Source organism: Pseudomonas putida, from assembly GCF_050990305.1.
Lineage (GTDB): Bacteria > Pseudomonadota > Gammaproteobacteria > Pseudomonadales > Pseudomonadaceae > Aquipseudomonas > Aquipseudomonas putida_AH.
Window position 1 is genome coordinate 1082812 of record NZ_CP158817.1, and the last position, 20851, is coordinate 1103662.

At 58.9% G+C, this 20851-nt stretch carries 23 protein-coding genes; 22 read left to right on the plus strand and 1 reads right to left on the minus strand.

Annotated elements, in window-relative coordinates:
* The first annotated feature begins 61 nt into the window (after nt 1–61).
* Complete coding sequence (locus tag ABTV22_RS04900) at nt 62–613, plus strand: glycine zipper 2TM domain-containing protein (protein ID WP_433738818.1); 552 nt, start codon at nt 62–64, stop codon at nt 611–613.
* Nucleotides 614–836: 223 nt separating this feature from the next.
* On the opposite strand, the gene suhB is transcribed toward ABTV22_RS04900, so the two are convergent.
* Nucleotides 837–1655 carry a type III secretion system regulator SuhB gene (suhB, locus tag ABTV22_RS04905; protein ID WP_085724358.1) on the minus strand — a complete coding sequence of 273 codons (819 nt, stop codon included), beginning with the start codon at nt 1653–1655 and terminating at the stop codon, nt 837–839.
* A gap of 146 nt (nt 1656–1801) precedes the next feature.
* Between suhB and trmJ the strand changes: the two genes are divergently transcribed.
* The 21 genes from trmJ (at nt 1802) to ABTV22_RS05010 (ending at nt 20811) form a co-directional block, all read left to right on the plus strand.
* Complete coding sequence (gene trmJ / locus ABTV22_RS04910) at nt 1802–2572, plus strand: tRNA (cytosine(32)/uridine(32)-2'-O)-methyltransferase TrmJ (protein ID WP_433738819.1); 771 nt, start codon at nt 1802–1804, stop codon at nt 2570–2572.
* Nucleotides 2573–2574: 2 nt separating this feature from the next.
* Entirely contained in the window at nt 2575–3351 is a 777-nt protein-coding gene (gene cysE / locus ABTV22_RS04915; protein ID WP_433738820.1) for a serine O-acetyltransferase, read from the plus strand.
* Between the two features lie 263 nt (nt 3352–3614).
* Nucleotides 3615–4106: a Fe-S cluster assembly transcriptional regulator IscR gene (gene iscR, locus ABTV22_RS04920; protein ID WP_007903581.1), complete on the plus strand. Its 492-nt coding sequence runs from the start codon at nt 3615–3617 to the stop codon at nt 4104–4106.
* A 50-nt stretch (nt 4107–4156) separates the two neighbouring features.
* Nucleotides 4157–5371 (plus strand): IscS subfamily cysteine desulfurase, encoded by a 1215-nt coding sequence (locus ABTV22_RS04925; protein ID WP_433738821.1) that lies wholly within the window; start codon nt 4157–4159, stop codon nt 5369–5371.
* An 83-nt stretch (nt 5372–5454) separates the two neighbouring features.
* A complete protein-coding gene (gene iscU / locus ABTV22_RS04930; RefSeq protein WP_007974006.1) occupies nt 5455–5841 on the plus strand; it encodes a Fe-S cluster assembly scaffold IscU in 387 nt (128 codons plus the stop codon).
* A gap of 34 nt (nt 5842–5875) precedes the next feature.
* Nucleotides 5876–6199, plus strand: coding sequence for an iron-sulfur cluster assembly protein IscA (gene iscA / locus ABTV22_RS04935; protein WP_003227904.1), 324 nt, complete (start codon nt 5876–5878; stop codon nt 6197–6199).
* A gap of 8 nt (nt 6200–6207) precedes the next feature.
* A complete protein-coding gene (gene hscB, locus ABTV22_RS04940; RefSeq protein WP_433738822.1) occupies nt 6208–6729 on the plus strand; it encodes a co-chaperone HscB in 522 nt (173 codons plus the stop codon).
* Between the two features lie 51 nt (nt 6730–6780).
* Nucleotides 6781–8643 (plus strand): Fe-S protein assembly chaperone HscA, encoded by a 1863-nt coding sequence (gene hscA, locus ABTV22_RS04945; RefSeq protein WP_433738823.1) that lies wholly within the window; start codon nt 6781–6783, stop codon nt 8641–8643.
* 2 nt (nt 8644–8645) lie between these two features.
* Nucleotides 8646–8987: an ISC system 2Fe-2S type ferredoxin gene (fdx, locus tag ABTV22_RS04950; protein ID WP_433738824.1), complete on the plus strand. Its 342-nt coding sequence runs from the start codon at nt 8646–8648 to the stop codon at nt 8985–8987.
* Between the two features lie 14 nt (nt 8988–9001).
* On the plus strand, nt 9002–9202 hold the full coding sequence (gene iscX, locus ABTV22_RS04955) for a Fe-S cluster assembly protein IscX (protein WP_433738825.1): 201 nt from the start codon (nt 9002–9004) through the stop codon (nt 9200–9202).
* An 88-nt stretch (nt 9203–9290) separates the two neighbouring features.
* The gene (gene ndk / locus ABTV22_RS04960) at nt 9291–9716 is read left to right on the plus strand and encodes a nucleoside-diphosphate kinase (RefSeq protein ID WP_217833938.1); all 426 of its coding nucleotides are present in this window, start codon (nt 9291–9293) and stop codon (nt 9714–9716) included.
* Nucleotides 9717–9745: 29 nt separating this feature from the next.
* Nucleotides 9746–10891, plus strand: a complete 1146-nt coding sequence (rlmN, locus tag ABTV22_RS04965; RefSeq protein ID WP_433738826.1) for a 23S rRNA (adenine(2503)-C(2))-methyltransferase RlmN — start codon at nt 9746–9748, stop codon at nt 10889–10891.
* Between the two features lie 16 nt (nt 10892–10907).
* Nucleotides 10908–11666, plus strand: coding sequence for a type IV pilus biogenesis/stability protein PilW (gene pilW / locus ABTV22_RS04970; protein ID WP_433738827.1), 759 nt, complete (start codon nt 10908–10910; stop codon nt 11664–11666).
* The gene (locus ABTV22_RS04975) at nt 11666–12715 is read left to right on the plus strand and encodes a RodZ domain-containing protein (RefSeq protein WP_433738828.1); all 1050 of its coding nucleotides are present in this window, start codon (nt 11666–11668) and stop codon (nt 12713–12715) included. Before pilW ends, ABTV22_RS04975 begins: the two co-directional genes overlap by 1 nt.
* A 3-nt stretch (nt 12716–12718) precedes the next feature.
* Entirely contained in the window at nt 12719–13828 is a 1110-nt protein-coding gene (ispG, locus tag ABTV22_RS04980) for a flavodoxin-dependent (E)-4-hydroxy-3-methylbut-2-enyl-diphosphate synthase (RefSeq protein WP_020795607.1), read from the plus strand.
* Between the two features lie 22 nt (nt 13829–13850).
* The gene (gene hisS, locus ABTV22_RS04985) at nt 13851–15140 is read left to right on the plus strand and encodes a histidine--tRNA ligase (protein ID WP_433738829.1); all 1290 of its coding nucleotides are present in this window, start codon (nt 13851–13853) and stop codon (nt 15138–15140) included.
* Between the two features lie 42 nt (nt 15141–15182).
* Entirely contained in the window at nt 15183–15824 is a 642-nt protein-coding gene (locus ABTV22_RS04990) for a YfgM family protein (protein ID WP_433738830.1), read from the plus strand.
* Nucleotides 15817–16968, plus strand: coding sequence for an outer membrane protein assembly factor BamB (bamB, locus tag ABTV22_RS04995; protein ID WP_433738831.1), 1152 nt, complete (start codon nt 15817–15819; stop codon nt 16966–16968). The genes ABTV22_RS04990 and bamB overlap by 8 nt, the downstream gene beginning before the upstream one ends.
* Nucleotides 16969–17185: 217 nt before the next feature.
* The gene (der, locus tag ABTV22_RS05000) at nt 17186–18658 is read left to right on the plus strand and encodes a ribosome biogenesis GTPase Der (RefSeq protein ID WP_433738832.1); all 1473 of its coding nucleotides are present in this window, start codon (nt 17186–17188) and stop codon (nt 18656–18658) included.
* A gap of 225 nt (nt 18659–18883) precedes the next feature.
* Complete coding sequence (locus ABTV22_RS05005) at nt 18884–20032, plus strand: pyridoxal phosphate-dependent aminotransferase (RefSeq protein WP_433738833.1); 1149 nt, start codon at nt 18884–18886, stop codon at nt 20030–20032.
* Nucleotides 20020–20811 carry an amidohydrolase gene (locus ABTV22_RS05010; RefSeq protein ID WP_433738834.1) on the plus strand — a complete coding sequence of 264 codons (792 nt, stop codon included), beginning with the start codon at nt 20020–20022 and terminating at the stop codon, nt 20809–20811. The genes ABTV22_RS05005 and ABTV22_RS05010 overlap by 13 nt, the downstream gene beginning before the upstream one ends.
* The last annotated feature ends 40 nt before the right edge of the window (nt 20812–20851 follow it).

Sequence of the window (20851 nt, forward strand, 5' to 3'; positions counted from 1 at the left end):
TTATGCTCCAAGGCTGGGAGAAGCGCGGGTTTATCCCGCATGAGATGGTCAGGAGGTTCATGTGAACAAGTCGATGTTGGTTGGTGCTGTACTGGGTGCTGTCGGTGTGACTGCCGGAGGCGCTTTGGCCACCTACAGCCTGGTTAAAAAAAGCGGCCCTGAGTACGCACAAGTGCTCGCCGTTGAGCCGGTCAAGACACAAATCAAGACTCCACGTGAAGTGTGCAAGGATGTCACGGTCACCCGGCAAGCGCCGGTGAAAGATCAACATCAGATCGCCGGTACGGTGGTCGGTGCGCTGGCTGGTGGTCTTCTGGGTAACCAGATCGGCGGCGGCAACGGCAAGAAGCTTGCCACGGTGGCGGGTGCGGTCGGCGGCGGTTATGCCGGTAACAAGGTTCAGGAGGGCATGCAGGAGCGTGACACCTACACCACGACGCAAACCCGTTGTAATACGGTGAATGACATCAGTGACAAGGTCGTGGGTTACGACGTGCGGTATTCGCTGGATGGTAAAGAGGGGAAAGTGCGAATGGATCGCGATCCCGGTAACCAGATTCCGGTGGATAAAAACGGTCAGTTGATCCTGTCGAATAATGAGCAGGCTCATTGAGACGCTGAAGCTGGTTCAAAAAGAAGCACCCTGCGGGGTGCTTTTTTTGTGTTCGGGATTTAAGTGCCGTCGCTAATCCCTTGTGGGAGCGGGCTTGCTCACGAAGGCTGCAGGATTTACCTGCAACATAGAATCTCCCACATTTGGATTTGTGGTGTTTTGGGAGATCAAACTCCAGGCATAAAAAAAGCACCCTGAGGGGTGCTTTTTTGTCGCTGGAAGCTTAGCGCTTCAGCGAGGCCGGCAGGTGCGGCTGGATTGCCGTCAATACTGCCTTGAAGCATTTGGTGTTGCCGGCAACGACGTGGCCTTTTTCGAGGAAGTCGTGGCCACCGGTGAAGTCGCTCACCAAACCGCCAGCTTCCTGAATCAGCAGGGCGCCAGCAGCCATGTCCCACTCGGACAGGCCTGACTCCCAGAAGGCGTCGAAGCGGCCGGCGGCCACGTAGGCCAGGTCCAGGCTCGCCGAACCTGCACGGCGGATGCCGGCGGTCTGGCCAACCAGGGCGCGGAACATGCCCAGGTAGTTGTCGAGGTTATCCATCTGGTCGTCACGGAACGGGAAACCGGTACCCAGCAGGGCGCCGTCCAGGCTGGTGCGACCGCTGACGCGCAGGCGGCGACCGTTCAGTTGAGCGCCGCGACCACGGCTGGCGGTGAATTCTTCCTGGCGAACCGGATCCAGAACAACGGCGTGTTCCAGGCGACCACGGTATTTGCAGGCGATGCTGACAGCGAAGTGAGGGATGCCGCGCAGGAAGTTGGTGGTGCCGTCCAGTGGGTCGATGATCCACAGGTACTCTTCGCCTTCGATGCCGGTGCCGGCGTGCAGGCCAGTCTCTTCACCCATGATCGAGTGGTTCGGGTATGCCTTGCGCAGGGCGTCGATGATTTTCTGTTCGGCGGCGCGATCCACCTCGGATACGTAATCCTTGGCGTCTTTTTCGTCGACCTTGATGGTATCCAGGCGCTCGATGGAGCGGAAGATCAATTCACTGGCGGCGCGGGCGGCGCGCAGCGCGATATTCAGCATGGGCTGCATGGATGTGTCACCTAAGGTTGTTAAAGAAAGCCGAGCATTCTATCAGAAAGTTTCTACAGGAGAAGGACGACGTTCGCTTTCATGGCTTAACGGTAGTTTGAGCTGTAAGATTCTGCTCCCCCTATATATGTTCGAGAGCGCCTCCCTTGCTGCAAAACATTCGTGTCGTCCTGGTCAATACCAGCCATCCGGGCAATATCGGCGGGACTGCGCGCGCCATGAAAAACATGGGTCTGTCGCGGTTGGTGCTGGTCGAGCCACGCTTGTTCCCGCACCACGAGGCTGATGCCCGTGCGTCCGGCGCCGGTGACATCCTTGAAAAAGCGCAAGTCGTCGCCACCTTGGAAGATGCCTTGGTCGGCTGCAATCTGGTGCTCGGCACCAGTGCTCGTGATCGCAGGATTCCCTGGCCGCTGCTCGATCCCCGTGAATGCGGTACGAAAGTGGTCGAGGAGGCTGCGCAGGGAGCCGAGATTGCCTTGGTGTTCGGTCGTGAAGATTCCGGCCTGACCAATGACGAGCTGCAGCGATGTCATTATCACGTACACATCCCATCCGACCCTGAGTTCAGCTCGCTGAACCTGGGGGCGGCGGTGCAGGTGTTGAGCTATGAAGTGCGTATGGCCTGGCTCGCGGCCCAAGGTCAGCCGAGCAAGGTCGAGAAGGATGAAGTGGCGTCGGTCAAAAGCATGGAGCTGGCGACCATGGATGAGCTGGAGCGATTCTATGAGCACCTGGAGCAAACCCTGGTGGCCATTGAGTTCCTCGATCCGGAAAAGCCACGGCACTTGATGGCGCGCCTGCGCCGGTTGTACGGACGCAGCTCGGTCAGCCGGGCGGAAATGAATATTTTGCGTGGCATCCTCACGGAAACCCAAAAAGCGGCCCGTGGTGAGCTCCTGAAGCGGAAGGATTAAAGATGTTCGAGCGTTTGCGTGAAGATATCCAGAGCGTTTTCCATCGTGATCCGGCGGCGCGCAATGCCTTTGAAGTCCTGACGTGCTACCCGGGCATGCACGCCATCTGGATTCACCGTTTATCAGCGATGTTGTGGCGGGCGGATCTGAAATGGTTGGCGCGTCTGGTGTCGAACTTCGGTCGCTGGCTGACCGGGATCGAGATTCATCCGGGTGCCAAAGTGGGTCGTCGATTCTTTATTGATCATGGCATGGGCATCGTCATCGGTGAGACTGCCGAAATCGGCAATGATGTCACCCTTTATCAGGGCGTGACCCTGGGTGGTACCAGTTGGAACAAGGGTAAGCGTCACCCGACCCTTGAGGATGGCGTCGTGGTCGGGGCTGGCGCCAAGGTGCTCGGCCCGTTCACGGTCGGTGCCGGGGCCAAGGTCGGCTCCAATGCGGTGGTGACCAAGGCGGTTCCGGCGGGTGCGACGGTGGTCGGGATTCCTGGGCGGATCATCGTCAAGTCCGACGAGGAGCAGGATGCCAAGCGCAAGGCCATGGCCGAGAAGATCGGTTTCGATGCCTATGGCGTCAGCGAAGACATGCCGGATCCGGTGGCGCGGGCCATCGGGCAATTGCTCGATCACCTGCAGGCGGTCGATGGGCGTTTGGAGGGTATGTGCGGGGCGTTGAAGGATCTGGGCAGTAATTACTGTGCGAAAGATCTGCCTGAACTGCGCGAAGAAGACTTCGCCTGTGTGAAAGGCAAAGACGAAAGCAAGGCCAGCTGATGCCTAACGTAGGAGCTGCCGCAGGCTGCGATCTTTTGCTTTTAAAAGACAAGATCCAAAGATCGCAGCCTTTGGCAGCTCCTACACAAGGTCGCTTTCAGGCAATGGCGCAGCGCTAAGCGGTGTGCCATTAAGCCGCAGACCCTGATATCATGCGCCCGCTCTTTTGCGGGTAAACCTGACTAAAGTACTAGGTCTTATAGTTGACTTAAATACTCAGGAATTGCATACTCGCCCCATTCCGAACTCCGTGGTAATTGTCCATGCGACTGACTACAAAAGGCCGATACGCCGTGACCGCCATGCTCGATCTGGCGTTGCACGCGCAGCACGGGCCCGTGTCCCTGGCCGATATCTCCGAGCGCCAAGGCATCTCCCTGTCCTACCTCGAGCAGCTGTTTGCCAAGCTGCGCCGCAGCAATCTGGTGTCCAGCGTTCGCGGTCCAGGTGGCGGTTACCAGCTGTCGCGTGACATGCAGGGTATCCAGGTTGCCCAGGTGATCGATGCGGTGAACGAATCGGTCGATGCCACCAAATGCCAGGGCCAGGGTGATTGCCATCAAGGCGACACTTGTCTGACTCACCACTTGTGGTGTGATCTGAGCCTGCAGATTCACGAATTTCTGAGCGGTATCAGCTTGGCTGACCTTGTGACTCGCCGTGAGGTGCAAGAAGTAGCCCAGCGTCAGGATCAACGCCGTTGCAACAGCAAGGCGCCACGCCTGGACAAGATTGAAGCGTCCGCCGTCGAATGACAGCCATAGAGCTAACGGCGCGCCAGCCAGCCTGATTTAGGAGATAGTCCATGAAATTGCCGATTTACCTTGATTACTCTGCGACTACCCCGGTTGATCCGCGTGTCGCGCAAAAAATGAGTGAATGCCTGCTGGTTGACGGAAACTTCGGTAACCCGGCGTCCCGTTCCCACGTGTTTGGCTGGAAAGCTGAAGAGTCCGTCGAAAACGCCCGTCGTCAGGTGGCCGACCTGGTCAACGCCGATCCGCGTGAAATTGTCTGGACCTCCGGTGCCACTGAATCCGACAACCTGGCAATCAAGGGTGCGGCACATTTCTACGCCACCAAAGGCAAGCACCTGATCACCACCAAGATCGAGCACAAGGCTGTCCTGGACACCATGCGCCAACTGGAGCGTGAAGGTTTCGAAGTGACTTACATCGAGCCTCGTGAAGACGGTCTGGTGACCCCAGAGATGGTCGAAGCCGCCCTGCGCGACGACACCATCCTGGTTTCGGTCATGCACGTGAACAACGAAATCGGCACCATCAACGACATCGCCGCCATCGGCGAGCTGACGCGTTCCAAGGGCATCCTGCTCCACGTCGACGCTGCTCAGTCCACTGGTAAGGTCGACATCGACCTGCAGAAGCTGAAAGTCGACCTGATGTCGTTCTCGGCTCACAAAACCTACGGCCCTAAAGGCATTGGCGCCCTGTACGTCAGCCGCAAGCCGCGTGTTCGCATCGAGGCGACCATGCACGGCGGCGGTCACGAGCGCGGCATGCGTTCCGGTACCCTGGCGACTCACCAGATCGTCGGCATGGGCGAAGCTTTCCGCGTGGCCAAGGAAGACATGGCAGCCGAAAACACTCGCATCAAGGCCCTGAGCGACCGTTTCTACAAACAGGTCGAGCACCTGGAAGAGCTGTACGTCAACGGCAGCCTGACCGCCCGCGTTCCGCACAACCTGAACCTGAGCTTCAACTACGTTGAAGGCGAGTCGCTGATCATGGCGCTCAAGGATCTGGCGGTTTCGTCCGGTTCGGCCTGCACTTCGGCATCGCTGGAGCCTTCGTACGTACTGCGCGCCCTGGGCCGCAACGACGAACTGGCACACAGCTCGATCCGCTTCACCTTCGGCCGTTTCACCACCGAAGAAGAAATCGACTACGCCGCGCAGAAAGTCTGCGAGGCCGTTACCAAGCTGCGCGCTCTGTCGCCGCTGTGGGACATGTACAAAGACGGTGTCGACATTTCGAAAATCGAGTGGGCGGCACACTGATTTCAAGTCGCCGCGAACCAGCCCCGAGGACTCAGTTTTCGGGGCCCAAAGAGCGACTCTCTGATGAGTGAGGATTAAGAATCATGGCTTACAGCGAAAAGGTCATCGACCACTACGAAAACCCGCGCAACGTCGGCAAGATGGACGCGGAAGACCCTGATGTCGGCACCGGCATGGTCGGCGCGCCGGCTTGCGGTGACGTTATGCGCCTGCAGATCAAGGTCAATGACGCTGGCATCATCGAAGACGCCAAGTTCAAGACCTACGGCTGCGGTTCGGCTATCGCTTCCAGCTCCCTCGCTACCGAGTGGATGAAGGGCAAGACCCTGGACGAAGCGGAAACCATCAAGAATACCCAGCTGGCTGAAGAACTGGCCCTGCCGCCAGTGAAAATTCACTGCTCCGTGCTCGCTGAAGACGCCATCAAGGCGGCCGTTCGCGACTACAAGCAGAAGAAAGGCTTGATCTGACTTTCAGGATTTGGCGACGAGTAAGGAGTCACCGATGGCTATCAGCATGACAGAAGCGGCTGCTCGACACGTGCGACGCTCCCTCGACGGGCGCGGCAAAGGTGAGGGGATTCGTCTGGGTGTTCGCACCACAGGCTGTTCCGGTCTTGCCTACGTGCTGGAGTTTGTCGACGAGGTGGTTGCAGAGGACCAAGTGTTCGAAAGTCACGGCGAAAAAGTGATCATCGACCCGAAAAGCCTGGCCTACCTGGACGGCACCGAGCTCGATTTCGTCAAGGAAGGGTTGAACGAAGGCTTCAAGTTCAACAACCCCAACGTGCGCGGTGAATGTGGCTGCGGCGAAAGCTTCAACATCTGAGGCTGCTTGTGGGTACTCCTTGTCATTTCGCTTTATTCGAGCTGCAACCGAGCTTCAATCTGGACCTCGATCAGCTGGCTTCGCGCTACCGCGAGCTGGCGCGCAGCGTTCATCCGGACCGCTTTGCCGACGCTTCCGAGCGTGAGCAGCGGCTGGCGCTAGAGCAATCCGCTAGCCTCAACGAGGCCTACCAGACGCTCAAGAGTCCTCCCAAGCGCGCGCGTTACCTGCTCGCCTTGAGCGGTGGCGAGCTGCCGCTGGAGGTCACGGTGCATGACCCGGAATTCCTGTTGCAACAAATGGAATTGCGTGAAGAGCTCGAGGATCTGCAGGACAGCGCCGACCTATCGGGCGTTGCCGCATTCAAGCGTCGCCTGAAGGCAGCCCAGGATGAACTGAACCAAAGCTTCGCAGCCTGCTGGAACGACGCTGCGCACCGTGAGCGGGCTGAACGCCTGATGCGGCGCATGCAGTTCCTCGACAAGCTCACCTACGAAGTGCGCCAGTTAGAAGAGCGCCTCGACGATTAACCCAGTGCCGCTCCGGTCGCACGCCTGATATACAGATAAGTCCTGATAACGATGGCCCTACTGCAGATCGCCGAACCCGGCCAAAGTCCTCAACCGCACCAGCGTCGCCTGGCTGTGGGGATTGACTTGGGCACTACCAATTCGCTGGTCGCTGCATTGCGCAGTGGTCTTTCCGAGCCTCTGGCCGACGCAGAAGGGCGGGTCATCCTGCCGTCTGCCGTGCGCTATCACGCCGATCGCGTCGAGGTGGGCGAATCCGCCAAACTGGCTGCCGCTACCGACCCTTTGAACACCGTGCTGTCGGTCAAGCGCTTGATGGGTCGTGGTCTGTCCGACGTCAAGCAATTGGGCGAGCAACTGCCGTATCGCTTCGTCGGTGGCGAGTCGCACATGCCGTTCATCGACACGATCCAGGGCCCGAAAAGCCCGGTCGAAGTCTCCGCCGATATCCTCAAGGTCTTGCGTCAGCGTGCTGAAGCCACCCTGGGTGGAGAATTGGTGGGCGCGGTGATCACGGTTCCTGCCTATTTCGACGACGCTCAGCGTCAAGCCACCAAGGACGCCGCCAAGCTGGCGGGTCTCAACGTGCTGCGTTTGCTCAACGAGCCGACCGCGGCCGCCGTGGCTTACGGTCTGGATCAGCATGCCGAAGGCCTGGTGGCGATTTATGATCTGGGCGGCGGCACCTTCGATATTTCGATTCTGCGCCTGACCGGCGGTGTCTTCGAAGTCCTGGCTACCGGCGGCGACAGCGCCCTGGGTGGCGATGACTTTGACCACGCGATTGCAGGCTGGATCATTGAGAGCGCTGGCTTGTCCGCCGATCTCGATCCGGGTGCGCAGCGCAACTTGCTGCAAACCGCTTGCGCGGCGAAAGAGGCGCTGACCAACACTGCGTCGGTTGAAGTTGCTTATGGTGACTGGAAGGCTGATTTGACCCGTGAAGCCTTCAACGCGCTGATCGAGCCAATGGTTGCCCGCAGCCTGAAAGCTTGCCGTCGTGCAGTGCGTGATTCCGGTATCGAGCTCGAAGACGTGCACGCTGTGGTCATGGTTGGTGGTTCGACTCGCGTGCCGCGTGTTCGCGAAGCCGTTGCCGAAGCTTTCGGTCGTCAACCGTTGACCGAAATCGACCCGGATCAAGTGGTGGCCATTGGTGCCGCGATCCAGGCCGATACCCTGGCTGGCAACAAGCGTGACGGCAGTGAGTTGCTGTTGCTTGACGTGATTCCGTTGTCCCTGGGGCTGGAAACCATGGGCGGCCTGATGGAGAAGGTGATTCCGCGCAACACCACCATTCCCGTCGCTCGTGCCCAGGATTTCACCACCTACAAAGATGGTCAGTCGGCCATGGCGATCCATGTGTTGCAGGGGGAGCGCGAACTGATCAGTGACTGCCGTTCCCTGGCGCGCTTCGAATTGCGTGGCATTCCGGCGATGGTGGCCGGTGCGGCGAAGATTCGCGTGACCTTCCAGGTCGATGCCGACGGTCTGTTGAGTGTCTCTGCCCGTGAGCTGGGCTCGGGCGTCGAAGCCAGCATCCAGGTCAAGCCATCCTACGGCCTGACCGACGGCGAAATCGCCAAGATGCTCAAGGATTCGTTCCAGCACGCCAATGATGACAAGGTGGCTCGTGTGCTGCGTGAGCAGCAGGTCGATGCCCAGCGTCTGATCGAAGCAGTGCAGGCAGCCTTGGAAGCCGACGGCGAGCGTCTGCTCGATGCCGATGAGCGCATGGTTATCGAACTGCAGGTGCAGGAACTGACCGAACTGATGAAAGGTACCGATGGTTACGCCATCGAGCAGCAGACCAAGCGTCTGTCGCAAGTGACCGATGCCTTTGCTGCCCGCCGCCTGGACTCGACGGTGAAAGCCGCGCTGGCGGGGCGCAACCTGAATGAGATTGAGGAATAACGATGCCGCAGGTCATTTTTCTGCCACACGAAAAGTTTTGCCCGGACGGCATGGTCGTGGAGGCTGAGACCGGTACGTCCATCCTCGAACTGGCTCACGAGCACCATATTGAGATGGAAAGTGCCTGTGGCGGCGTCTGTGCCTGCACCACCTGTCACTGCATCATCCGTGAGGGTTTTGACTCGCTGGAAGAGGCCGACGAGCTGGAAGAGGACTATCTTGACAAGGCTTGGGGGCTGGAAGCGCAGTCGCGTCTGGGCTGTCAGGCCAAGGTCGGGACGGAAGACCTGACCGTCGAAATTCCGAAATACTCGCTCAACCACGCAGCTGAAGCACCGCACTGATTCAAGGAATTGTCATGAAACTCAAGTGGACTGATGTGCTGGAAATCGCGATCCAGCTGGCTGAAAGCAAGCCCGATGTAGACCCTATGTCGGTCAACTTCGTCGATCTGCGCAAATGGGTGATGGAATTGCCCGAGTTCGACGACAAGCCTGAGCACTGTGGCGAAAAGATCCTGGAGGCCATTCAGGCCCACTGGATCGAAGAACGCGACTGAGCCACGCCGCAGGTTAGGCAATACCCAAGAACCCGCGTATAATTCGCGGGTTTAATTTTTCGCAAATTACCGTTTCTGGAGTTACACCATGGCTGTTCAACGTACTTTCTCCATCATCAAGCCTGACGCCGTTGCCAAAAATGTGATCGGCAAGATCACCACTCGCTTCGAAGAAGCTGGCCTGCGCGTTGTAGCTTCGAAACTGAAGCAACTGTCCAAAGCCGAAGCCGAAGGCTTCTACGCTGAGCACAGCGCTCGTGGTTTCTTCGGCGACCTGGTTGCCTTCATGACTTCCGGTCCGGTTGTCGTTCAGGTCCTGGAAGGCGAAAACGCTATCGCTCGTAACCGTGAGCTGATGGGCGCTACCAACCCTAAAGAAGCCGCTCCAGGCACCATCCGTGCTGACTTCGCTGAATCCATCGACGCCAACGCTGTACACGGTTCGGACTCCGAAGCCGCTGCTGCTCGCGAAATCGCATACTTCTTCGCAGCTACTGAAGTAACCACTCGCTAAGCATTGGCTTAAAGAGTGAAGGTGAATCCATGACGACATCGACTGTTAAAACCAACCTGCTGGGTCTGACCCAGTCGGAAATGGAAAAATTCTTCGACTCAATCGGGGAGAAGCGTTTCCGTGCCGGTCAGGTAATGAAATGGATTCACCACTTTGGCGTCGATGATTTCGACGCCATGACGAACGTCAGCAAGGCCTTGCGCGAAAAGCTCAAGGCTGTTGCTGAGGTCCGTGGTCCGGAAGTGGTCAGCGAGGACATCTCCAGCGACGGCACCCGTAAATGGGTGGTGCGCGTGGCGTCCGGCAGCTGCGTCGAGACCGTGTACATTCCCCAGGGCAAACGCGGCACCTTGTGCGTTTCGTCCCAGGCAGGCTGTGCCCTGGATTGCAGTTTCTGCTCCACCGGCAAGCAAGGCTTCAATAGCAACCTCACCGCCGCCGAAGTCATCGGTCAGGTGTGGATTGCCAACAAATCCTTTGGCAGCGTCCCGGCGACCGTCGACCGTGCCATCACCAACGTGGTGATGATGGGCATGGGTGAGCCGCTGCTGAACTTCGACAACGTAATTGCCGCCATGCATCTGATGATGGATGACTTGGGCTACGGCATTTCCAAGCGCCGCGTGACCCTGTCCACTTCGGGCGTGGTGCCGATGATCGATGAGCTGGCCAAGCACATCGACGTCTCCTTGGCGTTGTCCCTGCACGCACCGAATGACGCATTACGTAACCAATTGGTGCCGATCAACAAGAAGTATCCGCTTAAGATGCTGCTCGAGTCGTGCCAGCGCTACATGTCGTCCCTGGGCGAAAAGCGCGTATTGACCATCGAATACACCCTGCTAAAGGATGTGAACGACAAGGTCGAGCACGCGGTCGAGATGATCGAGTTGCTTAAGAACATCCCGTGCAAGATCAACCTGATTCCTTTCAATCCGTTCCCGCATTCCGGGTACGAGCGGCCGAGCAACAATGCCATTCGTCGGTTCCAGGATCAGCTGCATCATGCCGGTTTCAACGTCACTGTTCGCACCACCCGTGGTGAAGACATCGACGCCGCCTGTGGTCAATTGGTAGGGCAGGTGCTGGATCGCACCCGTCGCAGCGAACGTTATATCGCCGTGCGCGAACTGAGCGCCGACAACGATATTGCTTCGAGCGCTGCGAATAAGTAACCAAGAGAGGATCTCTATGTCCCTGCGCTTTGCGCTGCTTTTGTTATTGGCCAGCCTCTGTGCTGGCTGTGTTCTTTCGGGTGATTACAACCCGATGAAGACCAGCAAGGGCCGAGACGAAGCGCGTGAGGCGTATGTACAGCTGGGCATCGGTTATCTGCAGCAGGGCATGACCGAGCGGGCAAAAGTGCCCTTGAAAAAAGCACTGGAACTGGATAATGCCGACCCGGACGCCAACGCCGCGCTGGGGCTGGTGTTCCAATCCGAGATGGAGCCGGAACTGGCGGATCAGTTTTTTCGCAAGGCGCTGTCTTCCCGTCCCGCCGACCCACGGATCCTCAACAACTACGGCAGTTTTCTTTTCGAGCAAAAACGTTACAAGGAAGCCTACGAGCGCTTTGAGCAGGCCGCCGCCGATACCCTGTATCCTGAGCGTTCGCGAGTGTTCGAGAACCTGGGCATGACCGCTTCGATGCTCGGCCAGCGCGAGTTAGCCCAGCACCAACTGGAAAAAGCCCTGCGTTTGAATCGCCAACAACCACGCGCATTGCTGGAAATGGCTGAGTTGTCTTACGAAGACAGGCATTATGTGCCCGCGCGTGACTACTACGATCGTTTTAGCCTGCTCACTGAGCAAAATGCACGTAGTCTATTGCTCGGCGTTCGGCTGGCAAAAGTGTTTGAAGATCGCGACAAGGCCGCCAGTTTTGGCCTGCAATTAAAACGACTCTATCCCGGTACACCGGAATATCAGCAATACCTGTCGGAGCAATGATGAAAGCGGCGCATCCCGAAGTTGTAGTAGCGAATCGCGTTAATCCCGGTGAGACCTTGCGCCAGGCCCGCGAAAGCAATGGCTGGTCGCTGGCTGAAGTGGCTCTCAAACTGAACCTGACCGTCAATTCCCTGAGCAATCTGGAAGCCGGCGAGTTCGACAAGCTGCCTGGGCACACTTTTGCTCGCGGTTATATTCGCGCCTATGCCAAATTGCTCGGCATGGACCAGGCCGTTCTGGTTCAGCAGTTCGACCAATCCACCGGTACCGACTCCAAGGGCAGCAGCGTGCATAGCCTGGGTCGTATCGAAGAGCCGGTCCGGGTTTCCCACACCATCTTGCGTATTGTCAGCCTGCTGTTGCTGGTGGCAGTGATCGGCGGTGGCTTTGTCTGGTGGCAGGACCAAACATCGCTGCGTACCAAGGATCTGATCGGTCTGAGCCCTGAACACGTTGAAGTGGAAGGTGCCGACGGCACGACCCAGATTCATCCGCTGGACGAGCCGGAGGACCAGGCTGTCGTGGAAGGTCAGGCTGAAACCACAACCGCATTGGCATTGCCACAAGCCGAGACCTCGGCTGAAGCGCCGGCTGACACTCAAGAGGCTGCATCTGCAACAGCACCGGTCGCACCCGCGCCTGCTGTACCGGCTCACAGTGCGGCTCCGGTAGTCGCAACGCCCGCAGCACCGGCCCCGGCTGCTCCAGCTGTGTCCGCACCGACCGTGACCGCTCCGGTAGCCCCGAGCGCACCAGCGCCAGCCGCTGCGGCACCAGCTCCGACGGCTGCTCCGGTTGCCGGCCAGGGTCAGGGTCAGGTTCAAGTTCAATTCACTGCCGATTGCTGGACGCAAGTCACCGATGGTGGTGGCAAGGTGCTGTTCAGCGGTCTCAAGCGCAAGGGCGATAGTCTTTCCGTCAGCGGCAAGCCACCGTTCGCCGTCCGCCTGGGCTACGCCCGCGGCGCGCAGGTCAGCTACAACGGCCAGGCGGTCGATGTGGCTCCGTTCACCAGTGGCGAGACTGCTCGCCTGAAGTTGGGTCAATAAGTCATGCACGGCGAATCTCCAATCAAACGTCGCGAGTCGCGCAAGATCTGGGTCGGTAATGTACCTGTTGGCGGCGATGCTCCCATCGCTGTACAGAGCATGACCAACAGTGACACCAATGATGTCGCTGCCACCGTGGCGCAGATCAATCGTCTGGAAGCGGCCGGCGTCGATATCGTGCGGGTGTCCGTACCGGACATGGACGCCGCCGAGGCCTTCGGCAAGATCAAGCAATTGGTCAAAGTGCCATTGGTTGCCGACATCCATTTCGACTACCGCATTGCATTGCGCGTGGCTGAACTGGGTGTCGACTGCCTGCGGATCAACCCGGGTAACATCGGTCGCGAAGATCGTGTGCGCGCCGTGGTCGATGCCGCCCGCGATCGCGGGATTCCGATTCGCATCGGCGTCAACGCCGGCTCTCTGGAAAAAGACCTGCAAAAGAAATACGGCGAACCGACGCCGGCAGCGCTGGTCGAGTCGGCCCTGCGTCACGTCGAGCACCTTGAGCGCCTGAACTTTCAGGACTTCAAGGTCAGTGTGAAAGCCTCCGACGTGTTCATGGCCGTCGAAGCCTATCGCCTGCTGGCCAAGGAAATCGTCCAACCACTGCACCTGGGTATCACCGAGGCCGGTGGATTGCGTTCAGGCACAGTGAAATCCGCCGTGGGCCTCGGTATGCTGCTCGCCGAAGGGATTGGCGATACTATTCGCATCTCGTTGGCGGCCGACCCGGTCGAGGAAGTGAAAGTCGGCTACGACATCCTCAAGTCCCTGCACCTGCGTTCCCGTGGCATCAACTTCATCGCCTGCCCGAGTTGCTCGCGGCAGAACTTCGATGTGGTCAAGACCATGAACGAGCTGGAAGGGCGCCTCGAAGACCTGCTGGTTCCACTGGATGTTGCGGTCATCGGTTGCGTGGTCAACGGTCCCGGTGAAGCCAAGGAAGCCCATATCGGCTTGACCGGCGGTACGCCAAACCTGATTTACATCGACGGCAAGCCGTCGCAGAAGCTGACGAATGACAATCTGGTGGATGAGCTTGAACGCTTGATCCGCGAGAAAGCGGCCGAAAAGGTCGAAGCTGACGCTGCCGTTATCGCGCGCGGCTGATCGAACGAATTAAGGAAATTTTGTGAGCAAGTCTCTGCAAGCCATTCGTGGCATGAACGACATCCTGCCCGAACAGACGCCGCTGTGGCGTCATTTCGAAGGCAAAGTTTCGCGCCTGCTGGATAACTACGGTTACAAGCAGATCCGTATGCCGATCGTCGAGTTCACCGAGCTGTTCAAACGCTCCATCGGTGAAGTGACCGACATCGTCGAAAAAGAGATGTACACCTTCGACGACCGCAACGGCGACTCCCTGACCCTGCGCCCTGAAGGCACTGCGGCCTGTGTGCGCGCAGTGCTCGAGCACGGCATCACCGGCGGTGGCCAGGTACAGAAACTGTGGTACATCGGCCCGATGTTCCGCCACGAACGCCCGCAGAAAGGTCGTTATCGCCAGTTCCACCAGATCGGTGTCGAGGTCTTCAACCTTGACGGTCCGGACATCGATGCCGAACTGATCGTGCTCACCTGGCGCCTGTGGGGCGAGCTGGGCATCCGTGATGCGGTCAAGCTCGAACTCAACAGCCTGGGTACCAGTGAGTCCCGTGGCCGTTATCGCGAAGCACTGGTCGAGTTCCTGTCCAAGCATCTGGACAAGCTGGACGAAGACAGCCAGCGCCGCCTGAAGACCAACCCGCTGCGCGTGCTCGACACCAAGAATGCCGATACCCAGGCGATCCTGGTCGATGCGCCGAAAATGGCCGACTACCTCGACGAAGAGTCCCGCGTGCACTTTGAGGGCCTCAAGGCTCGTCTGGATGCTGCCGGCATTCCTTATGTCATCAACCCGAAGCTGGTTCGCGGGCTGGATTACTACAGCAAGACCGTTTTCGAATGGGTCACCGACAAACTGGGCGCCCAGGGCACCGTGTGTGCCGGTGGTCGCTACGACGGCCTGGTCGAGCAGATGGGCGGCAAGCCGACTGCGGGCGTGGGTTTCGCCATGGGCATCGAGCGCCTGGTGTTGCTGCTGGAAACCCTGGAACAGATCCCAGAAGAAATCTCCCGTCAGGTCGACGTCTATCTCTGCGCCTTCGGTGAAGAAGCCGAGTTGGCCGGTCTGGCCCTGGCAGAGCGTGTGCGTGACCAGTTGCCTAACCTGCGCCTGCAAGTAAACGCCGGTGCCGGCAGTTTCAAAAGCCAGTTCAAGAAAGCCGACAAGAGCGGTGCGCTGTATGCACTGATCCTGGGTGACGACGAGATGGCCCAGCAAGTGGTAGGTTTCAAACCCCTGCGTGGCCAGGGCGAACAACAAAGCATTGCCTGGGATGCGCTTGCTGCACACCTGGCCACCTGCGTCGTGCAGGGTTGAAGCTGTCTTAAACAGCCGAATTAGCGATTAAGGAGTATTGGGGTGTCGAGTACCGAAGACGAACAGCTGGCGGATTTGAAGGAATGGTGGTCACGCAACGGTAAGCCCCTGGTCACTGGCGGCCTGTTGGCGCTGGTCATCGTGTTCGGCTGGCAGGCGTTCCAGAAGTATCAGAGCAATCAGTCGCAAGGCGCCTCGATGCTCTATCAGCAATTGCTGGAAACCACGCTCACGCCTGACGGCAAGCCGGATGCGGCCCGTGTTTCGGACTTGGCAACCAAGCTCAACAGTGAGTTCGCTGGCAGTGCCTATGCGCAGTACGGCAGCCTGTTCGTGGCGAAAGTCGCCGTCGACAGCGGCAAGCTCGATGACGCGGCCAGCGAGCTGAAAGCCATTGTCGCCAAACCGGCCAACCCGGCACTGGGCGAAATCGCCCGTCAGCGCCTGGCGCAGGTATTGGGTGCGCAGAATAAGGCAGATGAAGCCCTGAAACTGCTGGAAGGCGATGCCGACAAGGCGTTCCTGGCCACTCGCGAAGAACTCAAGGGCGACCTGCTGGTGCAGCTGGGTCGTACCGACGAAGCCCACGCAGCGTATCAAAAAGCCAAGGCGGCACTGTCTGATGAAGCGGCGGTCGGTGGCCTACAAATCAAGCTGGACGACCTGGCCAAAGGGGATGCGTGACGTGATCCGTTGGAAACATGCAGCATTGCTGGCTCTGGCCATTTTGGCCGCGGGTTGCAGCAGCAACAGCAAGAAAGAACTGCCACCAGCCGAGTTGACCGATTTCAAGGAAGAAGTGGTTCTGCAAAAACAATGGAGTCGTTCGATCGGTGACGGTCAGGGCGAAACCTACAACATGCTGGTTCCGGCGATCGATGGCGACACCATCTATGCGGCCGACGTGACCGGCGTGGTGATGGCTCTGAATCGCAGCAATGGCGACATCAAGTGGAAGAAAGATCTCGAACTGCCTGTTTCCGGTGCCGTTGGCGTCGGTTACGGTCTGCTGACGATCGGTACGCTCAAGGGTGAAATCGTTGCCCTGGACGCCATCAACGGCGAAGAGAAATGGCGCGCTCGCGTGTCCAGCGAAGTGCTCGCTCCACCCGCCAACAACGGCGATGTGGTCGTGGTTCAGACCCAGGATGACCGTCTGATCGGTCTGGATGCCGCCACCGGCAACCAGCGCTGGTTGTACGACAGCACGCCTGCGGTACTGACCCTGCGTGGCACCAGTGCGCCGATCGTTACCAACCGCCTCGCGGTGGCTGGCTTGTCGACCGGTAAAGTGGTCGCGCTCAACATTTCCAACGGTGTGCCGGTGTGGGAACAGCGTGTAGCGATTCCACAAGGTCGTTCGGAGCTGGAGCGCGTTGTCGACATCGACGGCGGCCTGCTGTTGTCCGGCGAGACGATTTATGTCGCCAGCTACCAGGGGCGCGTTGCGGCACTGGACCTGCAAAGCGGTCGTCAGCTGTGGCAGCGTGATGCTTCCAGCTACGCCGGTGTGGCCCAGGGTTTTGGCAGCGTGTACGTGAGCCTGTCTTCGGGCACCGTTGAAGGCGTCGACGAGCGTTCCACCACAGCCTTGTGGAGCAACGATTCGCTGGCCCGCCGTCAATTGTCGGCTCCGGAAGTGTTCTCCAGTTACGTTGCAGTGGGTGACCTGGAAGGTTACCTGCACCTGCTCAGTCAGGTAGACGGTCGTTTTGTCGGCCGTGAGCGCATCGACAGCGACGGCATCCGTGCCCGTCCGCTGGTGGTGGGTGACACGATTTATGTGTATGGCAACAGCGGCAAACTGGAAGCCCTGACCATCAAGTAAAGGTTTGACTATGCTTGGGGTTAATCCCCCAGGCTGCTTCACTTGTAGGAGCGAGCTTGCTCGCGATGGACGCCAACAAATGCGTTGGCTATCTGAATGAACGCGGTGTTTTTGCGTTTTTCGCGAGCATGCTCGCTTCTACAGTGATTGCCCCGAGCACCAGCCGCTGCCTCGCAGCGGCTTTTGTATTTTCTGAAATAACGAAGTGGAGAGCCGCATGGTTCCCGTAATCGCCCTGGTGGGCCGACCGAACGTCGGCAAGTCCACCTTGTTCAACCGCCTGACCAGGACTCGCGACGCCATCGTCGGCGACTTGTCCGGTCTGACCCGTGATCGCCAGTACGGTGAGGCCAAGTGGCAAGGGCGTTCCTACATTCTGATCGACACCGGCGGTATCTCCGGTGACGAACATGGTATGGACGAGAAAATGGCCGAGCAGTCGCTGCTGGCCATTGAAGAAGCGGATGTCGTTCTGTTCCTGGTAGATGCCAAGGCCGGTTTTACCGCCGCCGACCAGATGATCGGCGAGCATTTGCGCAAACGTAACAAGCGTTCGTATGTGGTCGCCAACAAGGTCGACAACATCGATCCTGAAATGGCCCGCGCCGAATTCGCCCCGCTGGGTATGGGCCACGCGATCCCGATCGCCGGTGCCCACGGTCGCGGCATCACTCAGTTGCTGGAAGCCGCCTTGGGCGATTTCCCGCGCGATGATGACGAGCCGCAGGAAGGCGAAGAGGAAGAGATCGTTGCCGAAGGCGAGGAAGCCAAGCGCATTCCTGGTCCGAGCGAAAAGGACGGGATCAAGATCGCCATCATCGGTCGCCCGAACGTCGGCAAGTCGACCCTGGTCAACCGCATGCTCGGTGAAGAACGAGTCATCGTTTATGACCAGCCCGGCACCACCCGCGACAGTATCTACATCCCGTTCGAGCGTAACGAAGAGAAGTACACGCTGATCGACACCGCCGGTGTGCGCAAGCGCGGCAAGATCCACGAAGAAGTCGAAAAATTCTCCGTGGTCAAAACCCTGCAAGCGATTAAAGACGCCAACGTGGTGATCTTCGTGATGGACGCCCGCGAAGGCGTGGTGGATCACGACCTCAACCTGCTGGGCTTTGCGCTGGAAGCCGGTCGTGCGCTGGTGATCGCACTCAACAAGTGGGATGGCATGACGCCGGGCGAGCGCGATTATGTGAAGACCGAGCTGGAGCGCCGGCTGTTCTTCGTTGACTTTGCCGACATCCACTTCATCTCGGCGCTGCACGGTACTGGTGTCGGTAACCTCTACGCTTCGGTGCAGAACTCGTTCAAATCGGCGGTCACCCGTTGGCCGACCAGCCGCCTGACGCAAATTCTCGAAGACGCAGTCAGCGAGCACCAGCCACCGATGGTCAACAGCCGCCGTATCAAGCTGCGTTACGCTCACCTGGGTGGCGCGAACCCGCCGATCATCGTGATTCACGGTAACCAGATCGAGAAGGTGCCGAAGTCTTACGTTCGTTACCTGGAAAACACCTATCGTCGTGTCCTGAAGCTGGTCGGCACGCCGATCCGCATCGAGTTCAAGGGCGGCGAAAACCCGTACGAAGGCAACAAGAACTCGCTCACCGACCGCCAGGTCAACAAGAAGCGCCGTTTGATGTCGCACCACAAGAAAGCCGACAAGAAGCGCCGCGATAAGCGTTGATTCAGGGCTGCCTGCTTTCTGTAGGAGCATGGCTTGCCCGCGATGAACGATAATGCGGTGTATCTGTACAGCCGTGATGTCGCCATCGCGGGCAAGCCTTGCTCCTACAGGATCGGATTCAAAAAAAGGGTGCTTCTGGCGCCCTTTTTTTATGGCTGTCGGATGGGCTATCCTCGGGCTCTCCCGCGCCGACGTTAGAGCCGGGTGTAGAGCAGGGAATCACCGATGATCACCAGTAAGCTGCCGAATGTCGGCATCACTATCTTCACTCAGATGTCTCAGCTCGCGGCTCAGACCGGCGCGCTCAATCTATCCCAGGGTTTTCCTGATTTCGACGGCCCGCAAGCCCTGCGCGACGCGGTCGGTCGGCATATCGCCAGTGGCCACAACCAATATTCGCCAATGACTGGCCTGCCGGCCTTGCGTCAACAGATTGCGGCCAAGATCGCCCGTAGCTATGGCGCTAGCGTCGATGCCGATCACGAAGTGACCGTCACCCCAGGTGCGACCCAGGCGATCTTCTGCGCCATCCAGGCGGTTATCCACAGCGGTGACGAAGTCATCGTGTTCGATCCCGCCTATGACAGTTACGAACCTTCGGTTGAACTGGCCGGCGGACGTTGCGTGCATGTGCAACTGGGCGTAAAGGATTTCAGCATCGACTTCGAGAAACTCACCGAAGCGCTGAGTCCGCGCACACGGATGATCATCCTCAATACGCCTCACAACCCCAGCGGTGCTTTGATCAGTCGTGCCGAGTTGGACCAGTTGGCAGAGTTGATCCGCGATCGCGATATCTACGTGATCAGCGACGAAGTCTACGAGCACCTGGTTTACGACGGCGTACCCCACGTCAGCGTGCTGGCCCATGAAGAGCTGTATCAGCGTGCATTCGTGGTCAGTTCCTTTGGCAAGACCTATCACGTCACCGGATGGAAAACCGGCTACGTGGTCGCACCGCTAGCCCTGACGTCCGAGCTGCGCAAGGTGCACCAGTACGTCAGTTTTTGCGGTGTGACGCCGCTGCAATTTGCCCTGGCCGATTACATGGCCGAGCACCCGGAGCATGTTGAAGAACTACCGGGTTTTTATCAGGCCAAGCGCGATCTGTTCTGCGACCTGCTGTCCCCATCGCGCTTCAGTTTCAGTCGGGTCGCGGGTACGTATTTCCAGTTGGTCGATTACTCGCAAATCCGCCCGGACCTCAACGACGTCGAGATGGCGCTATGGATGACCCGCGAACACGGTGTGGCGAGCATTCCGATCTCGGTGTTCTACCAGACTCCGCCTGAAGGCCAGCGTCTGGTTCGGCTGTGTTTTGCCAAGCGCGAGGAGACGTTGCGTGAAGCGGCGGAAAAACTATGCGTGATCTGAGTACCTTGCCGAAACTGACTGTTGCGCTGATTCAGACAACGTTGGCCTGGCACGACCGCCAGGCAAATCTGGCGCACTTCGAGCCCTTGCTCGAACAGGCCCGTGGTGCTGATTTGATCATCCTGCCGGAGATGTTCACTACCGGTTTCTCCATGGAGTCCGAGACGCTCGCCGAGGCGGAAAACGGCCCCACCAGTAAGTGGCTGCGGGCCCAGGCGGCGAAGCTCGATGCGGTGGTCACCGGTAGCGTCATCGTACAGGTCGCTGATGGCAGTCATCGTAATCGCCTGCTGTGGGCGCGGCCGGATGGCGAGGTGCTGCACTACGACAAGCGCCATCTGTTCCGCATGGCCGGTGAGCACAACCACTACACCCCGGGTGACCGCCAGGTGCAGTTCGAGCTCAAGGGCTGGCGGGTGCGACCGCTGATTTGCTACGACCTGCGCTTCCCTGTATGGAGTCGCGACGCCCAGGACACGGATCTTCTGTTGTACACCGCCAACTGGCCGGGAGCACGGCGTTTGCACTGGAATCGTTTGCTGCCGGCGCGGGCGATCGAGAACCTGTGCTATGTGGCGGCGGTGAACCGTGTCGGTACGGATGGCAAAGGTTTTGCCTATACCGGTGACAGTCAGGTCCTGGACTTCCAGGGCGAGACATTGCTCAGTGCGGGGGAGGCGGACGGGGTGTTCAAGGTCGTGCTGGATGCAGCGGAACTGGCGGCGTATCGCGCTAGGTTTCCGGCAAATCTGGATGCCGATACTTTCGAGTTCACCTGATACTTTGTTGGTGACGAAAAGATCGCAGCCTTCGGCAGCT

What these genes read in the sequence shown, in the direction of transcription:
- suhB (WP_085724358.1), bottom strand. Translation starts at nt 1,655, where the DNA reads ATGCAGCCCATGCTGAATATCGCGCTGCGCGCCGCCCGCGCCGCCAGT.
- cysE (WP_433738820.1), top strand. Translation starts at nt 2,575, where the DNA reads ATGTTCGAGCGTTTGCGTGAAGATATCCAGAGCGTTTTCCATCGTGAT.
- iscR (WP_007903581.1), top strand. Translation starts at nt 3,615, where the DNA reads ATGCGACTGACTACAAAAGGCCGATACGCCGTGACCGCCATGCTCGAT.
- ABTV22_RS04925 (WP_433738821.1), top strand. Translation starts at nt 4,157, where the DNA reads ATGAAATTGCCGATTTACCTTGATTACTCTGCGACTACCCCGGTTGAT.
- iscU (WP_007974006.1), top strand. Translation starts at nt 5,455, where the DNA reads ATGGCTTACAGCGAAAAGGTCATCGACCACTACGAAAACCCGCGCAAC.
- iscA (WP_003227904.1), top strand. Translation starts at nt 5,876, where the DNA reads ATGGCTATCAGCATGACAGAAGCGGCTGCTCGACACGTGCGACGCTCC.
- hscA (WP_433738823.1), top strand. Translation starts at nt 6,781, where the DNA reads ATGGCCCTACTGCAGATCGCCGAACCCGGCCAAAGTCCTCAACCGCAC.
- fdx (WP_433738824.1), top strand. Translation starts at nt 8,646, where the DNA reads ATGCCGCAGGTCATTTTTCTGCCACACGAAAAGTTTTGCCCGGACGGC.
- iscX (WP_433738825.1), top strand. Translation starts at nt 9,002, where the DNA reads ATGAAACTCAAGTGGACTGATGTGCTGGAAATCGCGATCCAGCTGGCT.
- ndk (WP_217833938.1), top strand. Translation starts at nt 9,291, where the DNA reads ATGGCTGTTCAACGTACTTTCTCCATCATCAAGCCTGACGCCGTTGCC.
- rlmN (WP_433738826.1), top strand. Translation starts at nt 9,746, where the DNA reads ATGACGACATCGACTGTTAAAACCAACCTGCTGGGTCTGACCCAGTCG.
- pilW (WP_433738827.1), top strand. Translation starts at nt 10,908, where the DNA reads ATGTCCCTGCGCTTTGCGCTGCTTTTGTTATTGGCCAGCCTCTGTGCT.
- ABTV22_RS04975 (WP_433738828.1), top strand. Translation starts at nt 11,666, where the DNA reads ATGAAAGCGGCGCATCCCGAAGTTGTAGTAGCGAATCGCGTTAATCCC.
- ispG (WP_020795607.1), top strand. Translation starts at nt 12,719, where the DNA reads ATGCACGGCGAATCTCCAATCAAACGTCGCGAGTCGCGCAAGATCTGG.
- bamB (WP_433738831.1), top strand. Translation starts at nt 15,817, where the DNA reads ATGCGTGACGTGATCCGTTGGAAACATGCAGCATTGCTGGCTCTGGCC.
- der (WP_433738832.1), top strand. Translation starts at nt 17,186, where the DNA reads ATGGTTCCCGTAATCGCCCTGGTGGGCCGACCGAACGTCGGCAAGTCC.
- ABTV22_RS05005 (WP_433738833.1), top strand. Translation starts at nt 18,884, where the DNA reads ATGATCACCAGTAAGCTGCCGAATGTCGGCATCACTATCTTCACTCAG.
- ABTV22_RS05010 (WP_433738834.1), top strand. Translation starts at nt 20,020, where the DNA reads ATGCGTGATCTGAGTACCTTGCCGAAACTGACTGTTGCGCTGATTCAG.